Annotated in this window: 28 protein-coding genes; 12 read left to right on the top strand and 16 right to left on the bottom strand. The window is 71.4% G+C overall.

Annotated features, from left to right (window positions below; all coding sequences use genetic code 11):
• Positions 1 to 34: 34 nt before the first annotated feature.
• Positions 35 to 1,198, top strand: a complete 1,164-nt coding sequence (locus tag AUC44_RS11010; RefSeq protein WP_062158666.1) for an alkaline phosphatase family protein — start codon at positions 35 to 37, stop codon at positions 1,196 to 1,198.
• Between the two features lie 135 nt (positions 1,199 to 1,333).
• On the opposite strand, the gene AUC44_RS11005 is transcribed toward AUC44_RS11010, so the two are convergent.
• From AUC44_RS11005 to AUC44_RS10990, 4 genes are all read right to left on the bottom strand, one after another.
• Entirely contained in the window at positions 1,334 to 1,747 is a 414-nt protein-coding gene (locus AUC44_RS11005; protein WP_197408534.1) for a DUF5063 domain-containing protein, read from the bottom strand.
• A gap of 11 nt (positions 1,748 to 1,758) precedes the next feature.
• On the bottom strand, positions 1,759 to 2,937 hold the full coding sequence (gene mnmA, locus AUC44_RS11000) for a tRNA 2-thiouridine(34) synthase MnmA (RefSeq protein WP_062158664.1): 1,179 nt from the start codon (positions 2,935 to 2,937) through the stop codon (positions 1,759 to 1,761).
• 77 nt (positions 2,938 to 3,014) lie between these two features.
• Entirely contained in the window at positions 3,015 to 3,857 is an 843-nt protein-coding gene (locus AUC44_RS10995) for a sterol desaturase family protein (RefSeq protein WP_062158663.1), read from the bottom strand.
• Complete coding sequence (locus tag AUC44_RS10990) at positions 3,850 to 4,542, bottom strand: GntR family transcriptional regulator (protein ID WP_062158662.1); 693 nt, start codon at positions 4,540 to 4,542, stop codon at positions 3,850 to 3,852. The genes AUC44_RS10995 and AUC44_RS10990 overlap by 8 nt, the downstream gene beginning before the upstream one ends.
• 101 nt (positions 4,543 to 4,643) lie before the next feature.
• Between AUC44_RS10990 and lysA the strand changes: the two genes are divergently transcribed.
• Together lysA and AUC44_RS10980 are read left to right on the top strand one after the other, a co-directional pair.
• The gene (gene lysA, locus AUC44_RS10985; protein WP_062158661.1) at positions 4,644 to 5,804 is read left to right on the top strand and encodes a diaminopimelate decarboxylase; all 1,161 of its coding nucleotides are present in this window, start codon (positions 4,644 to 4,646) and stop codon (positions 5,802 to 5,804) included.
• Between the two features lie 3 nt (positions 5,805 to 5,807).
• Entirely contained in the window at positions 5,808 to 6,098 is a 291-nt protein-coding gene (locus AUC44_RS10980; protein ID WP_062158660.1) for a hypothetical protein, read from the top strand.
• 58 nt (positions 6,099 to 6,156) lie between these two features.
• Here the strand turns inward: AUC44_RS10980 and AUC44_RS10975 are convergent, their stop codons facing one another.
• On the bottom strand, positions 6,157 to 6,789 hold the full coding sequence (locus AUC44_RS10975; RefSeq protein WP_062158659.1) for a phospholipase A2: 633 nt from the start codon (positions 6,787 to 6,789) through the stop codon (positions 6,157 to 6,159).
• 102 nt (positions 6,790 to 6,891) lie between these two features.
• Here AUC44_RS10975 and AUC44_RS10970 point away from each other — a divergent pair, with 102 nt between their 5' ends.
• The 4 genes from AUC44_RS10970 to AUC44_RS10955 all read left to right on the top strand — a co-directional run bounded on the left by AUC44_RS10970 (position 6,892) and on the right by AUC44_RS10955 (position 10,475).
• Entirely contained in the window at positions 6,892 to 7,497 is a 606-nt protein-coding gene (locus AUC44_RS10970) for a TetR/AcrR family transcriptional regulator (RefSeq protein ID WP_062158658.1), read from the top strand.
• Between the two features lie 145 nt (positions 7,498 to 7,642).
• A complete protein-coding gene (locus AUC44_RS10965) occupies positions 7,643 to 8,416 on the top strand; it encodes a TerC family protein (RefSeq protein ID WP_062158657.1) in 774 nt (257 codons plus the stop codon).
• Positions 8,417 to 8,497: 81 nt separating this feature from the next.
• A complete protein-coding gene (locus AUC44_RS10960; RefSeq protein ID WP_062158656.1) occupies positions 8,498 to 8,980 on the top strand; it encodes a hypothetical protein in 483 nt (160 codons plus the stop codon).
• A gap of 175 nt (positions 8,981 to 9,155) precedes the next feature.
• Complete coding sequence (locus AUC44_RS10955; protein WP_062158655.1) at positions 9,156 to 10,475, top strand: LysM peptidoglycan-binding domain-containing protein; 1,320 nt, start codon at positions 9,156 to 9,158, stop codon at positions 10,473 to 10,475.
• On the opposite strand, the gene AUC44_RS10950 is transcribed toward AUC44_RS10955, so the two are convergent.
• Positions 10,463 to 11,272 (bottom strand): group III truncated hemoglobin, encoded by an 810-nt coding sequence (locus AUC44_RS10950; protein WP_062158654.1) that lies wholly within the window; start codon positions 11,270 to 11,272, stop codon positions 10,463 to 10,465. The two genes, AUC44_RS10955 and AUC44_RS10950, sit on opposite strands and share 13 nt — an antisense overlap.
• 61 nt (positions 11,273 to 11,333) lie before the next feature.
• On the opposite strand from AUC44_RS10950, the gene dusA reads away from it, so the two are divergent.
• Positions 11,334 to 12,368: a tRNA dihydrouridine(20/20a) synthase DusA gene (gene dusA, locus AUC44_RS10945; RefSeq protein ID WP_062158653.1), complete on the top strand. Its 1,035-nt coding sequence runs from the start codon at positions 11,334 to 11,336 to the stop codon at positions 12,366 to 12,368.
• A 67-nt stretch (positions 12,369 to 12,435) separates the two neighbouring features.
• Here the strand turns inward: dusA and apaG are convergent, their stop codons facing one another.
• Entirely contained in the window at positions 12,436 to 12,831 is a 396-nt protein-coding gene (gene apaG, locus AUC44_RS10940; protein ID WP_062158652.1) for a Co2+/Mg2+ efflux protein ApaG, read from the bottom strand.
• Positions 12,832 to 12,950: 119 nt separating this feature from the next.
• On the opposite strand from apaG, the gene AUC44_RS10935 reads away from it, so the two are divergent.
• Positions 12,951 to 14,003: a M42 family metallopeptidase gene (locus AUC44_RS10935; protein WP_062158651.1), complete on the top strand. Its 1,053-nt coding sequence runs from the start codon at positions 12,951 to 12,953 to the stop codon at positions 14,001 to 14,003.
• A 66-nt stretch (positions 14,004 to 14,069) separates the two neighbouring features.
• Here the strand turns inward: AUC44_RS10935 and AUC44_RS10930 are convergent, their stop codons facing one another.
• Together AUC44_RS10930 and AUC44_RS10925 are read right to left on the bottom strand one after the other, a co-directional pair.
• A complete protein-coding gene (locus AUC44_RS10930) occupies positions 14,070 to 14,627 on the bottom strand; it encodes a hypothetical protein (protein WP_062158650.1) in 558 nt (185 codons plus the stop codon).
• Between the two features lie 83 nt (positions 14,628 to 14,710).
• Positions 14,711 to 15,076, bottom strand: a complete 366-nt coding sequence (locus tag AUC44_RS10925) for a hypothetical protein (protein WP_062158649.1) — start codon at positions 15,074 to 15,076, stop codon at positions 14,711 to 14,713.
• 147 nt (positions 15,077 to 15,223) lie between these two features.
• Here AUC44_RS10925 and AUC44_RS10920 point away from each other — a divergent pair, with 147 nt between their 5' ends.
• Positions 15,224 to 16,201, top strand: a complete 978-nt coding sequence (locus AUC44_RS10920; protein ID WP_062158648.1) for a DUF1517 domain-containing protein — start codon at positions 15,224 to 15,226, stop codon at positions 16,199 to 16,201.
• A gap of 78 nt (positions 16,202 to 16,279) precedes the next feature.
• The gene (locus AUC44_RS10915) at positions 16,280 to 16,606 is read left to right on the top strand and encodes an HNH endonuclease (protein ID WP_062158647.1); all 327 of its coding nucleotides are present in this window, start codon (positions 16,280 to 16,282) and stop codon (positions 16,604 to 16,606) included.
• 42 nt (positions 16,607 to 16,648) lie between these two features.
• Here the strand turns inward: AUC44_RS10915 and AUC44_RS10910 are convergent, their stop codons facing one another.
• The 3 genes from AUC44_RS10910 to AUC44_RS10900 form a co-directional block, all read right to left on the bottom strand.
• Positions 16,649 to 17,368: a c-type cytochrome gene (locus tag AUC44_RS10910; RefSeq protein WP_062158646.1), complete on the bottom strand. Its 720-nt coding sequence runs from the start codon at positions 17,366 to 17,368 to the stop codon at positions 16,649 to 16,651.
• A 154-nt stretch (positions 17,369 to 17,522) separates the two neighbouring features.
• Positions 17,523 to 18,347: a phosphatase PAP2 family protein gene (locus tag AUC44_RS10905; protein ID WP_062158645.1), complete on the bottom strand. Its 825-nt coding sequence runs from the start codon at positions 18,345 to 18,347 to the stop codon at positions 17,523 to 17,525.
• A 17-nt stretch (positions 18,348 to 18,364) separates the two neighbouring features.
• Positions 18,365 to 18,841, bottom strand: a complete 477-nt coding sequence (locus AUC44_RS10900) for a hypothetical protein (protein ID WP_062158644.1) — start codon at positions 18,839 to 18,841, stop codon at positions 18,365 to 18,367.
• Positions 18,842 to 18,927: 86 nt separating this feature from the next.
• On the opposite strand from AUC44_RS10900, the gene AUC44_RS10895 reads away from it, so the two are divergent.
• Complete coding sequence (locus AUC44_RS10895) at positions 18,928 to 20,502, top strand: ABC transporter ATP-binding protein (RefSeq protein WP_062158643.1); 1,575 nt, start codon at positions 18,928 to 18,930, stop codon at positions 20,500 to 20,502.
• An 86-nt stretch (positions 20,503 to 20,588) separates the two neighbouring features.
• On the opposite strand, the gene AUC44_RS17315 is transcribed toward AUC44_RS10895, so the two are convergent.
• The 4 genes from AUC44_RS17315 to glgP all read right to left on the bottom strand — a co-directional run bounded on the left by AUC44_RS17315 (position 20,589) and on the right by glgP (position 24,616).
• On the bottom strand, positions 20,589 to 20,957 hold the full coding sequence (locus AUC44_RS17315; protein ID WP_335338663.1) for an EamA family transporter: 369 nt from the start codon (positions 20,955 to 20,957) through the stop codon (positions 20,589 to 20,591).
• On the bottom strand, positions 20,924 to 21,439 hold the full coding sequence (locus AUC44_RS17310) for an EamA family transporter (protein ID WP_335338662.1): 516 nt from the start codon (positions 21,437 to 21,439) through the stop codon (positions 20,924 to 20,926). The genes AUC44_RS17315 and AUC44_RS17310 overlap by 34 nt, the downstream gene beginning before the upstream one ends.
• Positions 21,440 to 21,614: 175 nt before the next feature.
• Positions 21,615 to 21,989 carry a carboxymuconolactone decarboxylase family protein gene (locus tag AUC44_RS10885; RefSeq protein WP_062158642.1) on the bottom strand — a complete coding sequence of 125 codons (375 nt, stop codon included), beginning with the start codon at positions 21,987 to 21,989 and terminating at the stop codon, positions 21,615 to 21,617.
• Between the two features lie 110 nt (positions 21,990 to 22,099).
• A complete protein-coding gene (glgP, locus tag AUC44_RS10880) occupies positions 22,100 to 24,616 on the bottom strand; it encodes an alpha-glucan family phosphorylase (RefSeq protein ID WP_062158641.1) in 2,517 nt (838 codons plus the stop codon).
• Positions 24,617 to 24,766 lie beyond the last annotated feature (150 nt).

Genomic DNA, 24,766 nt, shown 5'->3' with positions numbered 1-24,766 from the left:
GGTGGACCGGACACCCCGGCGGCTATCTTCACCCATGCACCTGCCCCCGCACGCGATCCGGCCCGACTACGCGGGCGGCAGTGTCCTGAACCTCGCCGCGACCCTGGGCGCGCACTTTGGGGTGCCCACCCACCACGCCCCGTACCGCCATCCGCTGCCGCTGGACGGCGCGCGGCACGTTGTCCTGATCGTCGTGGACGCCCTGGGCGCCGGTCAGCTGCGGGACGCCATCACGCGCGGGGACGCGCCCACCCTGGCATCCCTGACGCCCACCCCTGGCCCGGTCACCAGCGTGTTCCCCAGCACCACCATGGCCGCCCTGACCACCCTGCATACTGCCCGCGCGCCCGCCGAGCACGGCTACCTGGGCCTGACCGTGTGGCTGGACGAGGCGCAGGCGGTCGTGAACCTCATCCGCCTGTACGACGTGTACACCCACGCCCCCCTGGCGGACGCGGGCTTCCTGGCCGCCGTGCCGTCCCTGTACCGCCAGGTGCGGGACCGGGGTGTGGCCGCGCACGTCGTCATGCCCGCCGCGTACCAGCACAGCGTCCTGACCCGCTGGGCCTGCGACGGCGCCGAATACCACCCCTACGCTCAGCCCGAGGAAACGCCAGAGCTGACCGCCGCGACCATCCAGCCAGGGCAGGCGTCGTACACGCTGGTGTACTTCCCCGAGTACGACCTGATCTGCCACGGCTCCGGCCCCGACAGCCCCGAGGCGCACGCCGAACTGCGCCGCACCGACCGCATCGTCGCGGACCTCCTCGCCGCGCTACCCAGGACCGGGGACACGCTGGTCGTCCTCACCGCCGACCACGGCCAGAGCCCCCAGCCCCCGGACGGCTACGTGGATGCGATCACCAAGAAGGTCATGAAAACGGCCCTGCGCGGCCCCGTCGCCGGGGAGGAACGCGCCGCGTACCTGCGCCCCCAGCCCGGGCACCACGCCGAGATCGCGGCGCTGCTCGCCCCGCACGCCACCCTCCTGACCGCCGACGACGCCTGGACCGGCGGCCTGTTCGGCCCACCCGCCCACGCCGGGGCCCGCTTCCGCCCGCGCGTGGGCGACCTGATCGCCGTCCCGCACCCCGGGCACGCCATCCGCCGCCCCACCAGCCCCGCCCCCATGCTCGGCCTGCACGGCGGCTGGACCGCCGAGGAGACGCTCGTGCCCGTGCTGAGCGGGCGGGTCTAACATGGACTCCGATTGAATGGGCTGCAAAGACCGTTCAATCCGAGCGGATGCGAGTGGGAGCAGGGCGCCCTCCGGACGTGGAGCTGGCAGGGGCGGTGAAATTCCGGATTGTCAGCGCAACAAACGGCAGTCCGTCTAACCCAGCCAGCGCAGGTGCCGCGTGACGTCCTGCACGTGATCGCCCCAGTGGATGTCGTGGGAGAGGCGCAGCCACGCCAGCACATCGGCCGCGTCCGTATCAGTCAGCGCGAGAGCGGTCCCCAGGTCAAGGGCGAGGTCCGTCAGGTCGTCCAGGGCGTCGCCGATCTCGGCGGGAAGGTCGCAGTGGCCCAGGGCGCGTCCGGTGGCCGGGTCGTAGAAGCCGGGTTCCGGCCACGCTCGGGCGATGCGGGCACGCAGGTCGCGGTACGTCTCGCGCGGCAGGGCATCAGCGTTTGGGGCGCCGAAGGGCAGTTCCTGCACCTCTCGCCGCAGGTCACTCAGCAGGTCGGCCAGCGCGCCGGGCGTAAGGTTCCCTCGGTCAATCAGGGCCGCGTGGACTCGGCGCACGTGCGCCAGCATCAGGACAGCAGGACCGCCGGGCGTTTCTTCGGCGGGGCTTTCGGTTCGGGCAGCGTGGGGACGTGGTCCTCAATCAGGCCGCCGCCCAGCAGGCGCGGCCCGGCGTACAGCACGGCGCTCTGGCCGGGCGCGACCGCGAACTGCGGGTCCGCGAAGGCCAGTTCGAAGCCGCTCTCGTCGGCGCGGACCACGCGGGCTTTCACGGGCGCGGTGCGGTAGCGGACCTGCACCTCCAGTTCCCCCGGCAGGTCGGTCAGGTCGATCAGGTAGTTGGCACTCTGCGCCTTCAGGCCGGTCCACAGGCAGTCGTCGTAGTCGCCCACCCAGACGGTGTTCGTGTCGGGTGCCAGGTGCACGACGTGCCGCACGCGGTGCGACTGGTACAGGCCCAGACCCTTCTTCTGGCCCAGCGTGTAGAACTGCGTGCCCAGGTGCTCCCCGACGACCTCTCCCGTGCTGATCTCGCGGATGAAGCCCTGCGCCTGGGGGATGTGCTCGGCGACGAAGTCCTGCACCTTGCCGGGCACGAAGCAGATGTTCTGACTCTCGGGTTTCTGCGCGGTCAGCAGGCCGCGTTCCGCCGCGATCTCGCGCACGTGGGGCTTTTCCAGTTCCCCAACGGGGAAGAGGATGTACGGCAGCGCGTCACGCGGCGTGCCCCACAGGAAGTACGTCTGGTCCTTGCGCGGATCGTCGCCCCGGTGGAACTCCACCTCACCCTGCGCGTTTTCCACGCGCTTCACGTAGTGCCCGGTGGCGACGTAGCGGCAGCCCAGCATCTTGGCCTTCTTCACCAGTTCGTCGAACTTCACCTTGGTGTTGCAGTTCACGCAGGGGTTGGGCGTGCGGCCCTTGCTGTACTCGTCGATGAACGGCCCCACGATGTGCCGCTGGAACTGCTCGCGGTAGTCCAGCAGGTAGAAGGGCACGCCCACCTGCTCGGCCACGCGGCGCGCCTCGTACGCCGCGTCGGGCGAGCAGCACGAGTCGAAGGTGTCGGTGCGCTTGTCGTCGGGCCAGAAGCGCATCATCGCGCCGACCACCTGATACCCCTGGTCCTTCAGCAGCGCCGCCGTGACGCTGCTGTCCACGCCGCCGGACATGGCGCACAGCACCCGTTCCCCCGCAGCGGCGGCAGGGGCGGGGACGGTCGCGGAGGCAGGGGAGGGGGCACTCATACAGCCGCGCAGCTTACCATCCGGCCCCTGAACCGGCGGTGACGCGCGCGGCAATTGAGACGGGGCCGCGGGTAGGGTTACCGTTCGGGGTGCCAGCCGGGCGGGCGGGTCAGGTAGTGCAGGCGGTCGCGCCAGCTGCGGGCGGCGCGGACGTCACGCCACAGGGCCGCGAATTCGTGGAAGGCGACCTGCACGGGCCGGTGCGTGTGGATGTTGTGCACGAGGCCGTAGCGGACGGGTTCCGTCTCGGGCTGGAAGGTGCGGTGCAGGCGGTCCCAGACGATCAGGATGCCGCCGTAGTTGCGGTCGAGGTACACGTCGTTGCTGCCGTGGTGCGCGCGGTGGTGGCTGGGCGTGTTCAGCACGTACTCGATGGGGGCGGGCAGGCGGCGCACGCGTTCGGTGTGGACGAAGAACTGGTACAGGAGGTTCCACGCCTGCGCGAGCAGCACCATCCACGGCGCGAAGCCCAGCAGGGGCAGGAGCAGCCAGAACGGCAGGGCGGTCATGGGTACCCAGGTCTGCCGCAGCGCGGTGGACAGGTTGTAGTGCTGGCTGGAGTGATGCACGACGTGACTGGCCCAGAACAGCCGGACCTCGTGGCTGACGCGGTGGTACCAGTAGTAGGCGTAGTCGTCCGCGAGGAACAGCAGGGCCCACGCCCACCACGCATGCTCGGGCAGGCGCAGCGGGGTGACGCTGTACAGCGCGGCGTAGAGGGTCACGACGGCGCCCTTCCAGAAGAAGTTGATCAGGACGTTTCCGACGCCCATGCTCAGGCTGGTGATCGTGTCGCGCGTCCCGTACCCGGAGTGTTCGTGCGGCCCGTCGTGGTCGTGGCTGAGGTACCGGTAAGCGGCCCACTCGATCAGCAGGGACAGCAGGAAGACGGGGATCGCCGTGCGGATCAGGTCAAACATGGCGCGCCTCCCACAGGTGCAGGCTGTCGAGGCTGGTGCTGCGCGCCACCTGCCCGGCGGCGATCCCGCCCAGGGGGAGCGCGGCGTGCAGCGCGCGGTAGTGCTCGCGGGAGCGCTCGCGGCGGTGCGGGTCACCGAAGTAGATCGCCCCGGCGCGGGCGTACACCTCGGCGAACGCGCCCAGCAGCAGCGGGGCCAGCGCGTTCCCGCTGCCGTGCGCGGCGAGCGTCTGGAAGGTCCAGTCGAACGTGGTGAAGATCCGCGGCAGGTCGGCGTCGTCCGATTCGGCCGGCGGCGTGGCGAGGTGATCCCGGAGCGGCTGCGGCTCGCGCGCGGCGGTCTGCGCGACCCAGTGGGGCAGCAGCGCGGCGCGCAGGTCCAGCAGGTCCGGCACCATGCCGCCCAGCTCACCATGCCGGGACAGGTGCGCCAGGACGCGCAGCCCGCCCTCGTGCGGGTGCAGGACGCGGGTGGGTTTACCCTGCCGGATGTCCAGCAGGCCGTCGCGGCCCAGGCGTTGCAGCGCCTCGCGCAGGGTGGGGCGCGTGACGCCCAGGCTGACGGCCAGTTCCCGTTCGGCGGGCAGGGTGCTCCCGGGCGGGTACGTGCCGTCCAGCAGGCGGGCGAGCAGGGTGTCCTCGGCGTGCAGCGCGGGCCGCAGCGGGATGGGGGCAGGGTCAGGCATATGAACCTCCGGAAGATTCAGCTCAGTGGTCAGTGGTCTGACCAGTCTGGGCTGACCACCATCTGTACGTCAAGTCCGCCCCGCCCGGTACACTCCCCGGCATGAGCCTTCCCGCCGACGTCCTCCAGACCGCCGCGCACACGTACGGCACGCCCCTGTACGTCTACGACGCCGCCGAACTCGACGCTGCCCTGGCGCGCGTCCGCGCCGCGTTCGGGGACGCCCGCGTGTACTACGCCATGAAAGCCAACCCCAACCTGACCCTGCTGCGCCGCCTGCACGCCCAGGGCGTCGGTTTCGAATGCGTCAGCGCCGGGGAACTCGCCCGCGCCTCCCGAGTGGGCGCGGCAGGTGACCGCATCCTCGTGAACGGCCCCGCCAAGACCCCCGGCGAGTACGCCACCGGCGCGCACCTCGGCGCGACTTTCATCCTCGACCGGGAAGAGGAGGTCCGCCTGCTCCCGCCTGCCTCCCGCGCACTCGTGCGCGTGAACCCCGCCCTGAACGTCAGCACCCACGACCACCTCGCCACCGGCGCCGCCGGCAGCAAGTTCGGCGTCACGCTGGACCAGGCCCCGCGCGTGCTGGACGCCCTGCGCGCCGCCGGGCACACGGCCCTGGGCCTGCACGTGCACATCGGCAGCGCCATCCGCGACGCGCACGACTTCACCGCCGCCTTCCACCGCCTCGGCGAGTTGCGCGCCCACACCGGCCCGCTGGACGTCCTCGACGCCGGGGGCGGCTGGGGTCTGGGCGCCGACCTGCACGGCATCGCCCGCGAGGCCCGCGCCGCCGCTGCCACCTTCGGCGCGCAACTCTGGGTCGAACCCGGCCGGTACCTCGTCGCGCAGGCCGGCACCCTCCTGACCCGCGTGGTGGGCACCAAACGCACCGGGCGGAACTTCGTGCTGGTGGACGCCGGCATGACCGAACTCCTGCGCCCCATGCTGTACGGCGCGCAGCACCCCGTCACGCCCCTCTGGGACCTGGGCGGCCCAGACACACAGGACGCCACCTGGGACCTCGCCGGCCCCGCCTGCGAGAGCGGCGACCTCCTCGCGCGCGACCTCGCCCTGCCCGACCCGCAGCCCGGCAACCTCCTCGCCATCCACGAGGCCGGCGCGTACGGCGCCGCCATGAGCAGCAACTACCTCACCCGCGCCCGCCCCGCCGAGGTCCTGCACGACGCGGGTACCTGGACGGTCATCCGCCAGCGCGAAACCCCGCAGGACATCTGGCGCGCGGAAGAGGGCGTGGAGTAGGGAGTGGGCAATGGGGACAGACAGCGGGCCAGCGTCCGGACCTCCCAGGAGCGGCAGGCGCAGGCGCGGCCCCGCCCGGACGTGGCGTGCCGCACGTGTGCGTCCGCGAACGTGACCGTGCAGTTCGGGAAGTACGGGTACTACCTGAACTGCGGCGACTGCGGTGGGAACACGCCCGCCAAGCCGGTGTGCGCGGCGTGTGGGCAGCCGGGGAAGGTCAGCAAGCGCGGCCCGGAGTTCACCGCGACCTGCGCGGGCGGGCACACTTGGGCGTACTGGACGAACCCGGCCTGAACACGGGAAGGAGGCGGGGCGCAGTCAACCCCACCTCCCGTGTCCTGCGCCCCCCGCTTTAGAAGCTGTCGCTGCCGCCGATGCGCACGCCCTGGTAGTAGGCGTACGCGGCGCTGTAGCAGGCGGGGCGGGCGTACCAGCTCTTGGCGGCGCAGATGGCTTTCATGTTCGTGTAGAACACGTCGTCGCTCGTCAGGCGGTTGGCGTCGGTGCGCTGGTACACCTTGAGGTTGCGGTACGCGAAGTCGTGCACGTTGCACGCCGGGCGGAAGTCCTCGCGGTAGCCCAGGCCCAGGCCGTCGGGGGCGCTGCACCCGTCGCGGGTCCAGTCCAGGCCGGTGTACGGGAGGCTGGTCCCGGCGTACGCGCTGTACTGCGCGTTGTAGTTGCCCACGGTGCCCCACCCGGTGCGCTTGACGTACGCGAGGCGGTCACTGGCGTAGTCCTGCGTGTTCAGTGCGGGCACGCTGGGGTAGGCGAGGGTGCTGGGCCGCTCGCCGTACGCTTCCTGAAGGGCGGCGGTCAGCCCGGGGTCGCTGCCGTAGCGGGCCAGGATGGCCTGACTGCCCGAGTCCTGCAGCTCGGGTCGGTCGGCGTACGGTGAGGGGCTGGCAGTGGGGGCGGCCTGCTGGGAGCAGGCGGCCAGGGCCAGGGGCAGCGCAAGGGTGAAAGCGGCGGCAAGTCGGCGCATGGGGGTCCTCCGGGAATGGGGGCGATGGGTTGTGTGACGCCTCTCACTCTACCCGTCCGTGTCAGGGTGGTGCCAGCCCACGGCCCGCTATCATGAGCGGCAATGACGGTTCCTCCTGTGTCTTCCCCCGCTGTGCCCGATACGACCCGCGCCCGCATTCAGCAGGAGGCGGCGCGGCTGTTCGTGAAGAGCGGCTACCACGGGGTCAGCATGCGCGAGGTCGCGGAGGCCGTCGGCGTCACCAAGCCCGCCCTGTACCACCACTACGCCGACAAGGAGGCGCTGTTCCTCGCCATGCTGGAGGGCACCCTGGCGGGCCTGAGCCGCCTCGTGCAGGCCGCGAACTCGCAGGTGGGCATCCGCCTGCAACTGGACACCCTGGTGTACGAACTGCTGGCGAGCGCCCCCGAGCAGCGCGTCGGGCTGCAACTGGCGAGCGAACTGCGGCACGTGAGCCCCGAGCGGCGCGCCGCGTTCGAGCAGGAGTACCGCCGGGTCTGGGTCGGCGGACTCTCGCGCCTGTTCGAGGACGCGGCGGCGCGCGGCGAACTGCGCGGCGACCTGCCCCCGGCGATGCTGGCCCGCGCGTTCCTGGCGATCACGTACCCGCTGGTGACCGGCGCGCCCACCAGCGATCCGCAGGGCACCGCCCGGGCGCTGCTGGCGGTGTTCCTGGACGGCGCTACCCCCCGCCAGGGCGCAGCATGAAGATTTGACGGGTCTTGACCGGCCCCCCGGGTGTCGGGGAACATGATCCCTGGCGCGCCGCACGGGCGCGGACTCGGGTTACTACCCCCAACGGCATCCTGGACGTGCGTGGCAGCGTCCGCTTTCTGTTTCGCGGAGTGACACAATGGAATCACTGTTCGGCTGGATCACCCAGCCCGAAGCGTGGCTGGCGTTCGGTACGCTGCTGCTGCTTGAAGTTGTCCTTGGCATCGACAACGTCATTTTCATCTCGATCCTGGCCGGGAAGCTGCCGCCGGAGCAGCGGCAGCGGGCCCGCACCATCGGCCTGCTGGCCGCCATGGTCATGCGCCTGGGGCTGCTGTTCTCCATCAGCTGGATCTACAGTCTGAAAAACGACCTGTTCACCCTGTTCGGCATGGGCTTCTCGGGACGGGACCTGATCCTGATCTTCGGTGGCCTGTTCCTGCTGTACAAGGCCGTCAAGGAGATGCACGAGCAGCTCGAAGGACCCGGCGCGCACGAGGGTGCGCCCACCGCCGGGAAGGTGGCGGGGGCGAACTTCGCCGCGATCATCGGGCAGATCATGATCCTCGACATCGTGTTCAGCCTCGACAGCGTCATCACGGCCGTCGGGATGGCCGACGACATCGGCGTGATGGTGGCGGCCGTCGTCGTGACCGTGCTGATCATGCTCGTCGCCGCGCGCCCCATCGGGGAGTTCGTGCAGGCGCACCCCACCGTGAAGATGCTCGCCCTGGCGTTCCTGCTCCTGATCGGCGTGAACCTCATCGCGGACGGCTTCGGCTTCAAGATCCCCAAGGGGTACACGTACTTCGCGATGGGCTTCGCCATCGCCGTGGAACTCCTGAACCTGCGCGCCCGGCGCGGCAAGCCCGTGCACCTGCACGAGACCAACCGCCACCCCGACGCGGGCTGAACGCCCCCCCACCGTCTCTGCGGCCCCGCCCCACCCTGGGCGGGGTCTTCTGTTGCCCGCCCGATGCTTTACGCTGCGCGCATGGAGTTCCTGCGCCTCATCCACGGGTACCAGTTCAACAACGCCGCCGCGTTCTTCTTCCCCACCCCGTACGCGCTGGCGACCCTGGTGCTGTTCATCTGGAGTGTCGCGCCGGCCATCAAGGGGCGGGTGGGGCCGGGCTTCATGGTCTGGCTGCGCCTGACCTGGGTGCTGACCCTGCTGCCCGGCGTGACCGGCGTGCTGCTGGCCCTGGGCGGCGCGAAGGTGCCCAGCGCCACGGACGTCGGGAAGGGCGTCACGAAGTACGGGTTCCCGGCGGACCCCAGCCGCGACTGGGAACACTGGATGTACGCCGGGTTCTGTCTGCTGACCCTGTACGTGATCGAACTGATGATCCGCGAGAAGCTCACGCCGCAGCGGCTGGGCCTGCGCCTGCTGCCGGTGGCGACCCTCTTCCTGTACGGCTGCGCCTACATGGTGGGGCGGGTGGCGGTCTTCCCGGGCAGCACTCCCGGCACCTGAATCCCGACCGGCGCCTCGCGCGGTGGGGGCTCACGGGCCGGGACCGAGGCGGCCCGGCGGCCCGGTTGGCGTCCGGGTGAGGGCTGAAGGCCCCGGGCGTCGCCACCGGGGCATGAACGTCACGTCAGCTTCAGTTCACGACCCGGGGGGGGCAACTGTGATCAGGTGTGACCGCATGCGGCGACTGTTCTCTTCTCTTCTGCTGGCCGGTCTGGGTTCCGCCGCACTGGCGCTTCCGGCCAGCGTGACGGTGAGGCCCGGCGACACGCTGTTCCGCATCTCGACCCGCACCGGGGTCAGCGTGGCCGACATTCAGCGCCTGAACGGCTTGAGTGGCACCACCATCCGCGCCGGGCAGGTCCTGCGCCTCGTGGGCCCGGCCGGCGCCGCGTCGCCGGTCCGTCCGGCCAGCAGCGCGGGCCCGTACACCGTGAAAAAGGGCGACACCCTGAGTGCCATCGCGGCCCGGTTCGGCGTGACGGTCGCGGCGCTCCAGGCCGGGAACAGCCTCCGGGGCACGGCGCTGGCGGTCGGGCAGCGCCTGAAGATCCCGCCCCGCACCCGCGTGGCCGCGCCCGTCCGGCCTCCCACCACCGAGGTCCGCGTGGTGTACCGCTACGTCCGCGTGGGCGTGAAGGACACCCCGCAGGCCCTGGCGGCCCGCTACCGCCTGAGCGTGGACGACCTGCGCCGCCTGAACGGACTGGGGAGTTTCAAGCACATCGTGCCCGGCAAGAAACTGCTCGTGCCGTCCCGGGTGCCCGTTCCGATCCCCCCGAAACCGCAGCGTGATCCCGTGACCTTCAAGCGCCTGACACCCCTGAACGTGCCCATGCAGATCGCGAACGTGGACCTGCGCTGGCGCAGCACGCTGGTCGCCCCGGTGCTGCCCGGGCGGGCGCTGGTGTTCAATTCCGGCGCGCGGGTCGGGGAACTCGCCCGGCGCAGCGGCGCGCGCGTGCTCGTGAACGGCAGCTACTTCCACCCGCAGTCCTTCGCGCCTGCCGGGGACATCGTGATGCAGGGGCGGCTGCTCACCTGGGGCCGCATCCCGCAGGCGCTGGCGATCACGCCGGACAACCGCGCCGCGATCCGTCCCAGCGCCACGGCGCTGCTGGGCCGCCCGCTGGACACGAGCTGGACCGGCATGGAGACCGTGATCGCCACCGGGCCGCGCATCCTCAGCGGCGGGCAGGTCGTCACGCGCTACAGCACGGCGTTCCGCGACCCGGCGCTGTTCGGGCGGGCCGCGCGCAGCGCCGTGGGGCTGGTCAGCAACCGCGACCTCGTGCTCGTCAGCACGCACGCGAAACTCACCACCACCGAGATGGGCAAGCTGCTGCTGCGCCTGGGCGTGCGCGACGCCCTGCTGCTCGACGGGGGCAGCAGCGCCGGGATCGCCTGGAACGGCCGCGCCGTGCTGGACAGCGTGCGGCGCGTCAGTTACGGCATCGGGGTGTTCACGAACTACACCGGGCGCCGTTACGCCCGCTGACGTGAACCAGGGCCACCCAGACGCGCCCCCATCGCCCGGGCGCGTGCCGTCAGCAGGTCGGCGGCGGGAGCGGGCAGGAGGTCACGCGCGGTCGTCTCCCACAGTGTCAGCCACGCCCGCAGGTGCTCGCCCCGTACGCCCAGTCCCGCGTGCGCCGCGTTCAGGTTCCCCCGCCACGGAGCGAGGTCCGCGTCGCCGCCCAGCAGCGTCACCCAGAACGCCGTGACGCGCCCCAGGTGCGCGGGCCAGTCCTCGACATGCGCTGCGAACACCGGCCCCAGCAGCGGGTCGCGGCGCGCGCGGGCGTAGAACTCGGTCACGACCCCCTCCAGCGTGGGCACGCCCCCCAGCTCCTCCAGCGGGGAGCCGGGCGTGCGGTCCGCCCAGCCGGGCAGCGCCGCCAGAAACGCAGTCCGCACCCACCCGGGGAGGTCCGGGGTGGCCCAGGCCGCCGCCCGCCCCTGCGTCCAGTGCCGCGGCATCTCACCGGCCCAGCTGTGGACCTGCGCGCCGCGCGGGAGGGCCGCCCATTCCAGACCCCCATCCGGGCCGTGAATCTGGGCGCCCAGCGCGCGGCCCAGCAGCGCCGCGCCCGTGCCCCAGCCCAGGACCGGCATGCCCCGGCGCAGCGCCGCCGTCACGTCGGTCAGCAGCGCCCAGCGCTCCGGCTGATCCCGCAGGTCGGCCACCGGGCCCCCATCGTGCGGCAGGAGCAGGCCCGCCGCCTCCCGAATGGGCACGCTGCCCAGTGGGCGGGTGTCCGGCCAGCCGGGCAGGGGAGAGGACGTCAGGAGCATCGCGGGCAGGATACCCGCCTCACGGTTGCGGGCGGCGGGCGCGGCGTACACTGACGGGCTGATGAGTGCCCCTGCCCGCCCCCCACAGACCCGGCCGCCGCACACGCTGTCGGTCGCGCCGATGATGGACTGGACCGACCGGCACTGCCGCGTCTTTCACCGCACCCTGACCCGCCGCACCCTGCTGTACACCGAGATGGTCACGACCGGCGCGATCCTGCACGGTGACCGCGACCGGCACCTCGCCTTCGACGCGGGAGAGCACCCGGTCGCGCTGCAACTGGGCGGCAGCGACGCCCGGGCCCTCGCGGACTGCACCCGCATCGCGGAAGGCTACGGCTACGACGAGGTGAACCTGAACTGCGGCTGCCCCAGCGACCGCGTGAGCAGCGGTTCGTTCGGCGCGTGCCTGATGGGCACCCCGGACGTCGTGGCGCGCGCCGTGGACGCCATGCGCGCCGCCACCCGCCTCCCGGTGACCGTCAAGCACCGCATCGGCATCGACGATCTCGACAGCTACGAACACCTGACCGGCTTCATCCGCACGGTGGAGGCCGCCGGGTGCGACACGTTCATCGTGCACGCCCGCAAGGCGTGGCTCTCGGGCCTGTCCCCCAAGGAGAACCGCGAGATTCCCCCCCTGCGGCACGAGGTCGTGCGGCAGCTGAAGGCCGACTTCCCGCACCTCACCATCGTCCTGAACGGCGGCGTGCTCACGCTGGACGCCGCGCAGGCCGCGCTGACCTGGGCGGACGGCGTCATGATCGGCCGCGCCGCGTACCAGGACCCGTTCATCCTCGCCCGCGCGGATGCCGACATCTTCGGGGAGGCCACCCCGCCCGTCACGCGTCGCGAGGCCGTGGAGGCGTACCTGCCCTACGTCGCCGCACAACTCCAGGCCGGGCAGCCGCTGAACCGCATGATGAAACACACCCTCGGCCTCTTCGCCGGCCAGCCCGGCGCGCGCCACTGGAAACGCACCATCAGCGAACAGGGCCACAAGCCCGGCGCGGGCCTGGAGGTCGTCCACGCCGCCCTGGCGGGCGTGCCGGACAGTGTGCTCGACGAGCGCCCGGGTCAGCGCGTCCCGGTCTGAGGCCGCTCTTCGAGTCGCGTCCGCCCGGGTTGAACGGTTTTGACCAACCATTCAACCGGAGTTCGTCTCAGTTCAGGGTGCGGGCGCCCGGTTCCGCCAGGATGAACGGCGCGATCGGCACGCGCGCACGCGCGCCCCAGGCGTCCTGCATGACATAATGGCCGCCCATGTGGCCGGGCGCGGCCTCCAGCGTCACGAACGAGTCGTACGTGAACGACCCGCCGGGCGGCAGGACCGGCTGCTCGCCCACGACGCCCTCGCCGTCCACGCTGGTCTCGCGGCCCAGGCCGTCCACGATGTTCCAGTGGCGCGCCAGGAGCTTCCAGGTCTGGTCGCTGCGGTTCTCGATGTGGATGATGTACGCGAACACCAGCCGACCCGGCTGGCTGTGCGAGGGCATGAACAGCACCTCGACCCGCACCTGGATGTCGGGGCTGTCGGTGAAAGGGATGGCGTCCGGCATGAGTGCCTGCATTCTGGCGGATGGGCGGCCTCCCAGGCGTGCGGGCGGCACGGCCCAGCCGGACGGTGTGCCCATGACCCCCTGCGAACGAACGCCCGTTCCGGCGTAGACTCGCGGACGTGACCAGCATCAACCGTGAATTCCTGTTCAAACTTCTGGACGCCGCCGCGCCCAGCGGCCTGGAACGCCGCGCCGCCGACGTCTGGCTCGCCGAGGCGGCCTCGTTCGCACGCACGCACGAGGACCACTACGGCAACGTGTACGCCGAGGTGGGCCCCGAGGACGCCCCCGCCGTCGCCCTGATGGGCCACCTGGACGAGATCGGCCTGATCGTCTCGCACGTGGGGGACGAGGGCTTCCTGAGCGTCCTGCCGGTCGGCGGCTGGGACCCGCAGGTGCTCGTCGGGCAGCGCATCCGGGTGCTCGCGCCCGGCGGGGACCTGATCGGCGTGATCGGCAAGAAGGCCATTCACGTCATGGACGCCGACGAGCGCACCAAGGCCAGCCGGATCGAGGACCTCTGGATCGATCTGGGCCTGAGCAAGGAGGAGGTCACGGAACAGGTGCCGGTCGGCACGTACGCCGTGATCGAGCAGGGCCCCATCATGGTCGGCACGCGCGTCGTGGGCCGCGCCCTGGACAACCGCGTGGGCGCGTTCATCGTCCTGGAGGCGCTGCGCGCCGTCGCCGGGAAGGACCTCCCGTACCGCGTGGTGGCCGTGGGCACCAGCCAGGAGGAGATCGGCTGCTTCGGCGCGCAGCTCGGCGGCTACCACCTGGACCCCGTCGCGGGCGTCGCGGTGGACGTCACCCACGAGACCAAGCAGCCGGGCGTGAGCGAGAAGAAGTACGGCGTGGTGCCCTTCGGGTCCGGCGCGAACCTGACGGTCAGCCCGATGGTCAGCCCCGTCCTGACCCGCCAGATGACCGACGCGGGCCGCGAGGCGGGCGTGCCGTTCACCCTGAGCGCCTCGGGCCGCTACTCCGGCACCGACGCCGACGCCCTGACCCTGGTGCGCGCGGGCGTGCCGACTGCCGTGGTCAGCATTCCCAACCGCTACATGCACTCGCCCAGCGAGATGGTGGACGAGCGGGACGTGAAGGCCTGCACGGACATCATCGCCGCGTGGCTGGAACGGCTGCCGCAGGGCGCGGACTTCACCCGCCGCTGACCGCACCCCGCGGCACGGCAGCGCCCCGCCACTGGTTGGCGGGGCGCTGCTTCTACCGTGAATGGATCAGGAGTTCTTGGCGTCGCGGGCGGCGCTCTTGACGTCGTTGGCGGCCTTCTGCGCGTCGGCCTTCACGTCCGCCACCTTGGCCTGGGTGTCGGCCTTGATCTCGGCGGCCTTGTCCTGCGCGGCCGCTTTCAGGTCGCCCGCCTTGTCCTGGGCGGCGGCCTTCACGTCGCTCGCCTTGTCGCTGGCGGTGCCGGCCACGTCCTTCGCGGCGTCCCCGGCCTTGTCAGCGGCGCCCTGCACAGCGTCCTTCACGTCGCCCGCGACTTCCTTGACCTTGTCGGCGGCGGCCTGCGCGCCACCGGCGGCGGCGTCCTTGACCTCGCCGGCCTTGTCGGCGATGACGGCCCCGGCGTCCTTGGCAGCCTCCTTGGTCTTCTCCCAGCCCTTCGTGACGCTCTCGCCCACGTCGTGCGCGGCGTCCTTCAGGCCCAGTTCGGCCAGTTTGGAATCCAGGGCGCGGCGGTTCTGCTCACGGCTGAAGTAGTACGCGCCGGCGCCCACCAGGGCACCCAGCACGAGCAGGCGTTTCACGGGAAAGTGACGGTCGCTTTTCATGAGAGCCAGCCTACGCCCCGCTCATCTGTGCAGGATGAGGCGCGATTTACACGGCGTTCAGGGCTTCCTGATGGATGGGCCCCTCAAGCCGGGATCAGGCCCAGGCGGCGGGCCAGCGCCTCGGTCAGGATCCAGTCCTCCGGCTCGTCGTACCCCTGCACCTGCACGAGCACGCAGCCGCGCTCCAGGTAGAACGCGCGGATCTTCGCCCAAGCCGCCGCCTCGTCCGGGGCCTGCTCCTCGATGTCCTCCAGGGTGCCCCACACGTCGCCGTCCAGATCGGCGCTGCGCAGCGCCTCGGCGTGCCCGCTCATGACCCAGGCGTCCACCACCTCGTCGCGCGCGTACGTCTCGCCGTCCCGGCGCAGGTTGAGTCGGTCGTCGCGCTCGTACAGGCCAGCCAGGAAGGCCTCCCAGGCATCGGCAGTCAGGGTGATCACGTTCTCCATACCCCGCAGTGTAGCCCCCGCCCCGGTGGCGCCTCAGTGACGGCCCAGTGCCGTCCCGGCGTGAAGGAGCCGAGCCGACCCCCGGCGTGAAGGAAGCGTGCAGGGGCGGGGCGGAACGTGCGCCGCGCGCGCCCCGTAGACTGACGCATGACCCGAGCCCACCCCGGCGCAGCCCCGCGCCGCCTGCTGCTGCTGGCGGCCCTGCTGCTCGTCCTGACCACGCTGATCGCCTCCGTCGCCCACGCACAGTCCGGTGGGGGCTTCGGGGGCCGCAGTTCCGGCAGTTCCAGCTCCGGCAGTTCCCGGTCCGGGGGCGGCTACAGTGGCGGCAGTTCCTCGCGGGGCGGCAGTTACGGCGGCGGCTACGGCGGCGGGTACAGCGGCCCGATCATCATCAACAACGGCGGGTACGGGGGCGGCTACGGGTACAGCACCGGGGGCGGCGGCTTCGGGCTGGTCGGCCTGATCATCTTCGGGGTGGTGATCTTCGCCGTGGTGATGGTCATGCGCCGCAACCTGGGCGGGGGTGCGCGCGGCCTGAGCAGCGTCAGCGGCACCGCCCAGGCCGTCAGCGTGCAGCTGCTCCTCGCGGAGGGCGACGAGGTCAAGCGCGCCCTGCAGCGCGTGGCGCAGAGCGGCGACCCCGACACGAACGAGGGCCTGGCGCGCATGCTCCAGGAGGCCGCGCTCGTCGCGCTGCGCCACCCGGAGCGCTGGGTGTACGGCAACGTGCAGCGCGCCCAGGGCTCGGCCAGCACCACGGACAGTCAGGTGGGCGCCTGGGCCACCGAGGCCCGCGCCGCCTTCACCGAGCAGACCACCAGCAACTACCAGAACAGGGACCCGCACAGCGGCTACCAGCACCGCGACGACTACACCTTCAAGGGCGACCCCAGCGACCAGTACCTCGCGGTGACGATCATGGTGGCCGCCCATGCCCTCTCGGCCCTGCCGCCCGCCGGGGTGACCACCGCGCAGGAGGCCCGCGCGGCCCTGAGTGCCATCAGCAGCGTCGCCCCGGGCGACCTGATCCGCGCGGACGTCGTCTGGAGCCCCGACGCGCCCGGCGAGTTCCTCTCCGAGGACGAGGCCATCCAGAAGTACCCCAGCCTGACCCGCCTGTAGACCCCGTCCGCCGAGCAGGACGGATTGCGACCCCCGGCGCAGTGACCCGCCGGGGGCCTGACCTATCCTGGGCGGGTCATGGCCCGCCGCCAGCCCGAATCCACGTGGCCCCCGCCGCCCCGCGAGGCGCCCACCTGCGCGCTGTGCGAGCGGGCGGTGCCGCAGCTGACCGAGCATCACCTGCTGCCCCGCTCGCAGGGGCGGCGTCAGGGCCTGCGCGTCACGGACCTGCCCACCACCATGCTGTGCGGCCCGTGCCACAAGTTCCTGCACCGCACCTTCTCGAACGTGGAACTGGCCCGCGAGTACAGCGACCTCGCCGCGCTGCGCACCCACGAGGACGTGCAGCGTTTCGTGCGCTGGCTCCGCACGCAGCCCGCCACGAAGGCCGTCCGGGTGCGCTGAGCGGGGCACCCGGACGGCGGTAGGGAGCCCTGTCGCTGGCGCCTACTTCAACGTGGCGACGAACTGGGCAACGGCGCTCATGTCCGCGTCCGACAGCGGCTTGACGGCGATCCGCATGGCGTCGGGGTAGGCGATGCCCACGGGCGGCATGGCGTGGTAGTCCTTCAGGGTCGCCAGGACGCTGGCGGCGCTGCGGCCCGCGATGGCCGGGATGCCCACCGCGTCCGCGCCCCGGCCGTCCTCGCCGTGGCAGACCGCGCAGGCCAGCAGGTCGCGGGCCGGGTCGCCCTCCAGGTAGAGGGTGCGGCCCAGGGTGCCGGGCGCGGCGGTGGTCGTGGGCAGCGTGGGCGTGGGCGGCGCTGCCGGGGTGGGCGGGGCGGGCGGTGTGGTGGCAGGGGCCGCGGGCGGCGTGGGCGGGCCGGCGAAGTGGGCGGCGACGTCCACGATGTCCTGGTCACTCAGGCGCGAGGCGACGCCCTGCATGGTGCCGTTGCGGCGCGTGCCGCTGCGGAAGGCCAGCAGCGCGTTCTGGATCTGCGCGGCGGGCTGGCCCTTCAGGACGGGCGCGCGGCCGGTGGGGCCGTGGCAGCCGCTGCAACTGGCGGCGATCGCCTCGCCGCGCGCGGGGTCGGCCGGACCTGCCTTCAGGGTGGTGGACGCGGCAGGACTGGCCGGCGCGGGGCCGGTCTGGGCCAGCGCGGCCACACCGGCCAGCAGCGGCGTGACGATGAGCAGGGCGGCAGGCAGGGAACGTCGGTTCATAGAGGCCTCCACGGGGCGCGGCAGTACGGGGCGGGAGCAGGGCAGAGGAACAGTGCGTGCAGGGCAGGAACAGGGCGACGAAAGGACGTGGCAACGACTATCCGGGAAGGAAAAAGGGACAGGTCTGACCTGCCCCGCACGGGTCTGATGACCGTCAGTGTACGACCTGCGGCGCTCCCTGCGCGGCACTCGCCTGGGCAGGCAGCCAGCGGCGCAGCGCCAGCGGCACGCCCTCGGCGGCGACCAGCACCAGAGCCGCGTACCGCAGCGCCCGCACCACGCCCATGTCCTTGAGTTCCTGCGGCAGCGCCCCCAGCGCGAAGTACACCGCGAACACCATCACCAGCCCCAGCGCGGCCACGATCAGGCGGCCCGCCCAGTCGCGCGGCGGGGCGAAGGTGGGCCGCGCCGCCCAGAAGCCCGCCAGCAGGCCCAGCCCCGTCCCGAACTCGCGCGGGGCGCCCGCCGGAATGAAGGCCGCAACAACCAGCAGCGCCGCCGGAATCCCCCAGCGCAGCACCCCCGCCTGCGGGAAGTGCACCCGCGCCGCGAGCAGTGCGAACATCACGCCCAGCAGCAGCCCCACCGCGATGTCGCTGGGGTAATGCACGTGCAGCAGCAGCCGTGACGCGCAGATCAGCGCCACCAGCAGCGCGGCGAACACCGTGAAGCCCGCCGAGCGCAGCTGCGCCGCGATGCCCAGCCACAGCGTCGCGCTCATCTGCGCGTGCCCGCTCGGCAGGCCCGGCCCGCCCGCCGTGGCCTTCGCCGCCTCCGACGCCAGCGCCGGATCGTTCGTGAAGGGGCGCGGCAGATCGAGGCCGTACTTCAGCGCGGAGTTCAGCAGGTAGCTCAGCGCGAACGCCACGCCCAGCTCCCGCCCCCCCTGCGGGCGCACCAGCCACGTGAACAGTGCCAGCACGATGATGAACACCTCGTCACGACCCAGGTTCGTAACCGTCAACCACAGCGTTTCCATGATGGCCTCATCATGCCTCATTCCTCCCCTGAACGTGCGTGAAGCACACTCCGGGGCGGAGCCGGGAAGCGGTTCAGGTACGCCAGCGCCCGGGCCCACACGTCGCCCGGAAAGTCCCACGGCGCCCGGTGGTTGTTCGCGGCGCAGAACGCCGCGAGCGGCACCTCGATCGCCACCACCTCCGCCGCCCAGCCCGGGTGCAGCTGCTGACAGGCCAGCGCGTGCCCGCGCAGCAGCTCGGCCTCCGCGACGTAGCCCTGCGCGTCGAACGCCAGCTGACCGTCCGAGACGAACACGTGCGCCCCACGGCACCCCGGCGCGGGCCGGATGAAGCGCGGCCGGAAGCCCGCCCGCGGATACCGCTCCAGGAACGCGAAGGCCAGCACGTGACACGCCCCCGCCGCGAAGAAGGGCAGATCGGGCCGGGCCGCACTCCGGTGAATGTCCTGCACCTCGGCCGGGGTGCGCATCAGGGCCGTGATGGGCTGCCGCATGCCGCCAGCGTAGCGGGCGACCGGGCGAGTCGGGCGGCCCCCCCGGGGTCTGTCCAGACGAGCCCGCGAAAGCTAGACTGAACGTTATGACTGTTCCACAGGCCGACGTTCTGCGCGCGGTTCAGCACAACTCCCCGAACGCGCTGGAGTTGCGCGGCATCACCAAACGCTTCCCCCTCGTGCTCGCCAACGACAACATCTCCATGCAGGTCAAGTGGGGCAGCGTCCACGCCCTGTGCGGCGAGAACGGCGCGGGCAAGAGCACCCTGATGAAGATCGTGTACGGCATCCAGCCCCCCACCAGCGGCGAGATCGTCGTGGACGGCGAGGTCGTGAACCTCACCGACCCCAGCGAGGCCATCAAGCGCGGCATCGGCATGGTCTTCCAGCACTTCATGCTCGTCGAGACCCTGACCGTCACCGAGAACGTCATCCTGGGCATGGAACCCACCAGCGGCGGCAGCATCAACTACGCCGCCGCCCGCAAGCGCGTCGCGGAACTCATCAAGCAGTTCAACTTCGCCCTGAACCCCGACGCCATCGTGGGTGAACTGGCCGTGGGCCTCCAGCAGAAGGTCGAGATCCTCAAGACCCTGTACCGCGGCGCGCGCATCCTGATTCTCGACGAACCCACCGCCGTGCTGACCCCCAGCGAGACCGACGAGCTGTTCGACTTCCTGGTCAACCAGTACGCCAAGAGCGGCAACGCCGTCGTGTTCATCAGCCACAAGCTGCACGAGGTGCTGCACATCAGCGACACCATCAGCGTCATCCGCGACGGCAAGATGATCGGCTCGATCCCCACCCAGGGCGCCACCACCGAGATCCTGGCCCGCATGATGGTGGGCCGCGACGTGACCCTGAAGGTCAACAAGGCCCCGGCCAACCCCGGCGCCGCCGCGCTGGACGTGCAGAACGTCACCGTCAAGGGCGAGCACCGCAACGCCGTGGACGGCGTGAGCTTCCAGGTGCGCGCCGGCGAGATCGTGGGCATCGCGGGCGTCGAGGGCAACGGCCAGAGCGAACTCGTCGAGGCGATCACCGGCCTCCAGACGTACCAGGGCCAGATCACGTACCTCGGCAAGACCGCGCGCGGCGTGCGCGAGGTCGAGGCCAGCGGCCTGTCGCACGTGCCCGAGGACCGCAACGAACGCGGCCTCGTGCTCGAGATGACCACCGCCGAGAACTTCATCCTGGGCGAACACGACCGCGCGCCCTTCGCCGGGCCGCTGGGCATCCTCAAGCAGGACGTCATCGACGAGAACGCCCGCACCCTCAGCGAGCAGTACGACGTCCGCCCCCGCAGCGCCACCCTCCCCGCCGGGAGCTACTCCGGCGGGAACGCGCAGAAGATCATCGTCGCCCGCGAGATGCGCAAGGGCCCCAAGATCCTGGTCGCCAGCCAGCCCACCCGCGGGGTGGACATCGGCGCGATCGAGTTCATCCACTCCCGCATCGTCGAGGCGCGCGACCAGGGCCTCGCCGTGCTGCTCGTCAGCGCCGACCTCGGGGAGGTCATGAACCTCGCCGACCGCATCCTGGTCATGTACGAGGGCAGGATCGTCGGTGAGGTGAACGCCGCGAACGCCACCGAGACCCAGCTGGGCCTCCTGATGACCGGCAGTGGCGGGGACACCACCACCACCCAGGCGAACTGGTAACCGGCGGAAGCGGGGGACAGGCCCGCGTGCACCCGTGAAGAAGGCCCGCGCAGCGTCCATGCTGGCGGGCCTTCTCGTGTGACTCCCTAGTTCACCGGGTCCGGTTCGCTGTGCGCGGCCTTGCCGGTCAGGTTGATCCCGGCGCTGGCGGCGATCACGCAGGCCATCGCGGCCCACTGCACGGCCGTGAGGCGCTCACCGAGGAACAGCAGGCCGCTCAGGGCCGCCAGGGCCGGCTCGATGCTCATCATGACCCCGAAGATGCGGGCGGGAATGGCGCGCAGGGCCCGCATCTCCAGCGTGTACGGCAGCGCGCTGGACAGCACCGCGACGCCCAGGCCCAGCAGCAGGGCGTGCGGGGTGAGCAGGGCCGGGCCGGCCTGGATCACCCCGCACGGCAGCGTGACCAGCGCGGCGACGATCATGCCCGCGACCACGCCGGTTGTGCCGGGCACCCGGCGGCCCACCGCCCCCCCGCCAGGATGTACAGCGCCCACATGCCGCCCGCCACCAGCGCCAGCACGATGCCCAGCACCGGGGCGTTCGCGGCCCCCCCACTCCCAAGGGGCGAGATCAGCACGATGCCCAGCCCGGCCAGCGCCACCCACGCCACGTCCAGCGGGCGGCGCGACAGTGCCAGCGACAGCAGCAGCGGCCCCACGAACTCCAGCGTGACCGCCAGACCCAGCGGCAGCAGCCGCAGCGACTCGTAGAACGCGAGGTTCATCAGGCCCAGCGCCGCGCCGTACGGGAGGATCGCGCGCCACTGCCCCCACGTCAGGCGGTGCAGCGCCGGGCGGAACACCAGCATCAGCAGCGCCGCCGCCAGCGCCACGCGGACGGTGGTCGTCCCCGCCGGGCCCAGCGTCGGGAACAGCGTCTTCGCGAAGGCCGCGCCGCCCTGGATGCTCAGCATCGCCAGCAGCAGGGACGGCACGGGCGGCAGGCTGGGCCGCGCCCGGGTGGCGGCGCTCGTCAAGGCCGGGTCACCGGGGCAGCGGCGGCCCGCAGCCGGGCGGGACGGACGGGGTGGGGCAGGGGGCAGGACATGGCGGGCATTAGATCACCCGGCGCCCATCCGGCGGGCGCAGGTGTCTGCGCTGCCGGAATGCCTACTCCTGTTCTCCCAGCACCCTCTTGGCAATCGTGAACCCGCTCAGGCCCGCCGGAACGCCCGCGTAGATCGCCACCTGATGCAGCACGTCACTCAGGTCACGTTCGCTGACACCCGTGTTGCGCGTCGCCCGGACGTGCCCCTCGAACTCCCGCTCGCGGCCCAGCGCCGCCAGGATGCCCAGCGTGACCATGTGCCGCTCGCGGTCGGTCAGGTTGCCGCGGCCCCACGCCGCGCCCCAGGCGTACTCGGTCAGGAAGCGCTGGTAGTCCGCGCCGAACGCCTCAGGGTCCCCACTGAATGCCCGGTCCACGTACTCCTGCCCCATGACCTGCGCGCGTTTGCGTTTGCCGCGTTCCAGTTGCTCGCTCATGCCTGAGCGTACCCGGCGTGAACAGGGCGGCCCTGTCACCGTCCGGGGGAGAGAACCAGACAGCAGAAACCCCCTCCCGGCCGGGGGAGGGGGCAGGGCTCAGGAGGGGCTCAGGCCCACTTGATCAGGCCCGCTTCCAGGTCGTTGCTCAGGCCGTCGATGACGGGCAGCATGCGCACGCCGACCGAGTACAGGCCGCTGTCCTTCAGGGGGATCTCGGCGCTGTACGTGCCGCCGCCGCGGCTGACCAGGGGCACGCGGGTCAGGTGGCCGCCGCGGTTCAGGACAGCCTCGACGCGCAGTTCGTCCAGGTTGATGCCGGCGGGGTTCACCTGCGCGGTCACGGGGACGCTCTGGCCGGGGCGGGCGGTGGCGGGCAGCTGGGCGGTCGCGGTCAGGGTGGTGTAGGGCCACTGCTGGCGCACCCAGCCCTTCCACGCGGCGATCTCGCGGGCGCGGGTGCTGTTGCCGCTGGCGAGGCTCGCGCCGCGCCCGGCGATGGGCCGGTAGTACTTCTGCACGTAGTCGATCACCTGACGCTGCATGGAGAAGCGCGGGCTGACCGTCTGGATGGCGCGGCGCACCGTGGACGCCCAGGTGGGCTGGCCGCTCAGGCCGCCATAGTAGCGGGGCGTGATGTCGGTTTCCAGCGTGTGGTACATGCTGAAGGCGTCGGCGTCGTCCTGCACGTTCAGGTCGGCGTACTCGCGTTCCTCGCCGATCGGCCAGCCGTTCGTGCCATCAAAGCCTTCACGCCACCAGCCGTCCAGGATGCTGAGGTTGGGGCTGCCGTTGAAGCTGGCCTTCATGCCACTGGTGCCGGAGGCCTCCAGGGGGCGGCGGGGGTTGTTCAGCCAGATGTCCACGCCCTGCACGAGGTGACGGGCGACGTGCATGTCGTAGTTTTCCAGGATGACGATCTTGCCGCGGAACTCGGGTTCCTGGCTGATCTTGTAGATCTCCTGGATGAAGGACTTGCCGGGGTTGTCGGCGGGGTGGGCCTTGCCGGCGAACACGAACTGCACGGGCCGCTCGGGGTGGTTCACGATGCGGCTGAGGCGGGCCTTGTCGCGGAACAGCAGCGTGGCGCGTTTGTACGTCGCGAACCGGCGCGCGAAGCCGATGGTCAGGGTGTTCTCGTCGAGCAGGGTGTCGGTGGCGGCCACGTCGGCGGCGGAGGCCCCGTTGCGCAGCATCTGCTCGCGCATGCGGCCGCGCACGAAGGTGATCATGTCGCGCTTCATGTCGCGCTGCACGTCCTGCAGCTGCTGGTCGGTCAGCTTCTCCACGGCGGTCCACATCTGCTCGTCTTCCAGCCGCTCGGTCCAGTCGGCGGGCAAGACGGTCGAGAGCAGGTCACGCATGGCCTGGCTGGTGAAGGTGAGGTTGTGCGCGCCGTTCGTGACGTGCCCGATCGGCACCTCCTCGGTCTCGGCGCCGGGGTACAGGAACTTCCACATGTCGCGGCTGACCTCGCCGTGCAGTTCGGACACGCCGTTCGCCGCGCGGCTCATGTTCAGCGCGAACACCGTCATGGAGAAGGTGGGCACCGGGTGGCCGTCCCACATCTGCTCGTGCTCGGCGAGCCGGTACAGCTCGTCGCGGCTGGTGGCGAGCTGCGCGGGCCACGCGCCGATGTAGCGGTCCATCAGGTCGTACGCGAAGGCGTCGTTGCCGGCGGCGACGGGCGTGTGGGTGGTGAACAGCGTCGAGCTGGCCACCGTTTCCAGGGCGGTCTTGAAGTCCAGGCCACGCGCCACGTACTCGCGGGTGCGTTCCAGGCCCAGCAGCGCGGCGTGGCCCTCGTTCATGTGGTACACGTCGCCGGGGACGTTCAGGACGCGCAGCGCGCGGATACCCGCCACGCCCAGCAGGACGTACTGCTGCACGCGCAGTTCCTGGTTGCCGCCGTACAGGCGGGCCGTGAGTTTACGGTCGTCCTCGCTGTTCTCGGGGACGTTCGTGTCGAGCAGCAGCACCTTGATGCGGCCCACGTTCAGGTTCCAGATGCGGACGTGCACGTCGCGCTCGCCGATGCGGACCTTCACGCGCGCCTCCTCACCCTTCTCGGTCAGGGCGGGCGTGATGGGCAGGGTGGTCAGGTCGAGTTCGTCGTAGGCCTCGTTCTGCCAGCCGTCCTTGTCGAACAGCTGCCGGAAGTAGCCCTGGTGGAACAGCATGCCGACCGCCGTGAAGGGAATGCCGAGGTCCGAGGCACTCTTGCAGTGGTCGCCCGCGAGCACGCCCAGGCCGCCGGAGTAGATCGGCAGGGACTCGTGGAAGGCGTACTCCATGCTGAAGTACGCAACCGGCTTCATGTCGGCGGCGTTCTTCGCGGCCCAGGTGTCCTTCTTGCCCATGTAGGCGTCGAAGTCGGCCATGACCTTCGCGTAGCGCGCGAGGTACGCGGGGTCGGCGGCGGCCTGTTCCAGGCGGGCCTGGGGCACCTCGAGCAGCTGGCGCACCGGGTTATGTTGGAAGCGCTCCCAATTTGGGGCGTCGAGTTCCTCGTACAGCGCCTGAGCGTGAGGAGTCCACGACCAGTAGAGGTTGTAAGCCAGTTCCGACAGCCGCGCGATGCTGGGCGGCAGCTGGGGCAGCACAGTGACCTTGCCAATGACGTTCATACCCGATGAGCTTACACTAAGCCTCTCTTTATCTGCTGAACGCCGCGCCCGCCCCTCCTGAGCCGCCCCCCGGCCCCCGGCGCCCCACCCGGCCGGGCCAGACCCCCGCCCAGGCCGCGTCTGGACGCGCGCCGCACCGACCCGCCCAGC

This window comes from Deinococcus actinosclerus (genome assembly GCF_001507665.1).
Classification (GTDB): Bacteria; Deinococcota; Deinococci; order Deinococcales; family Deinococcaceae; genus Deinococcus; species Deinococcus actinosclerus.
This window is presented reverse-complemented; position numbering and strand designations above follow the sequence as displayed.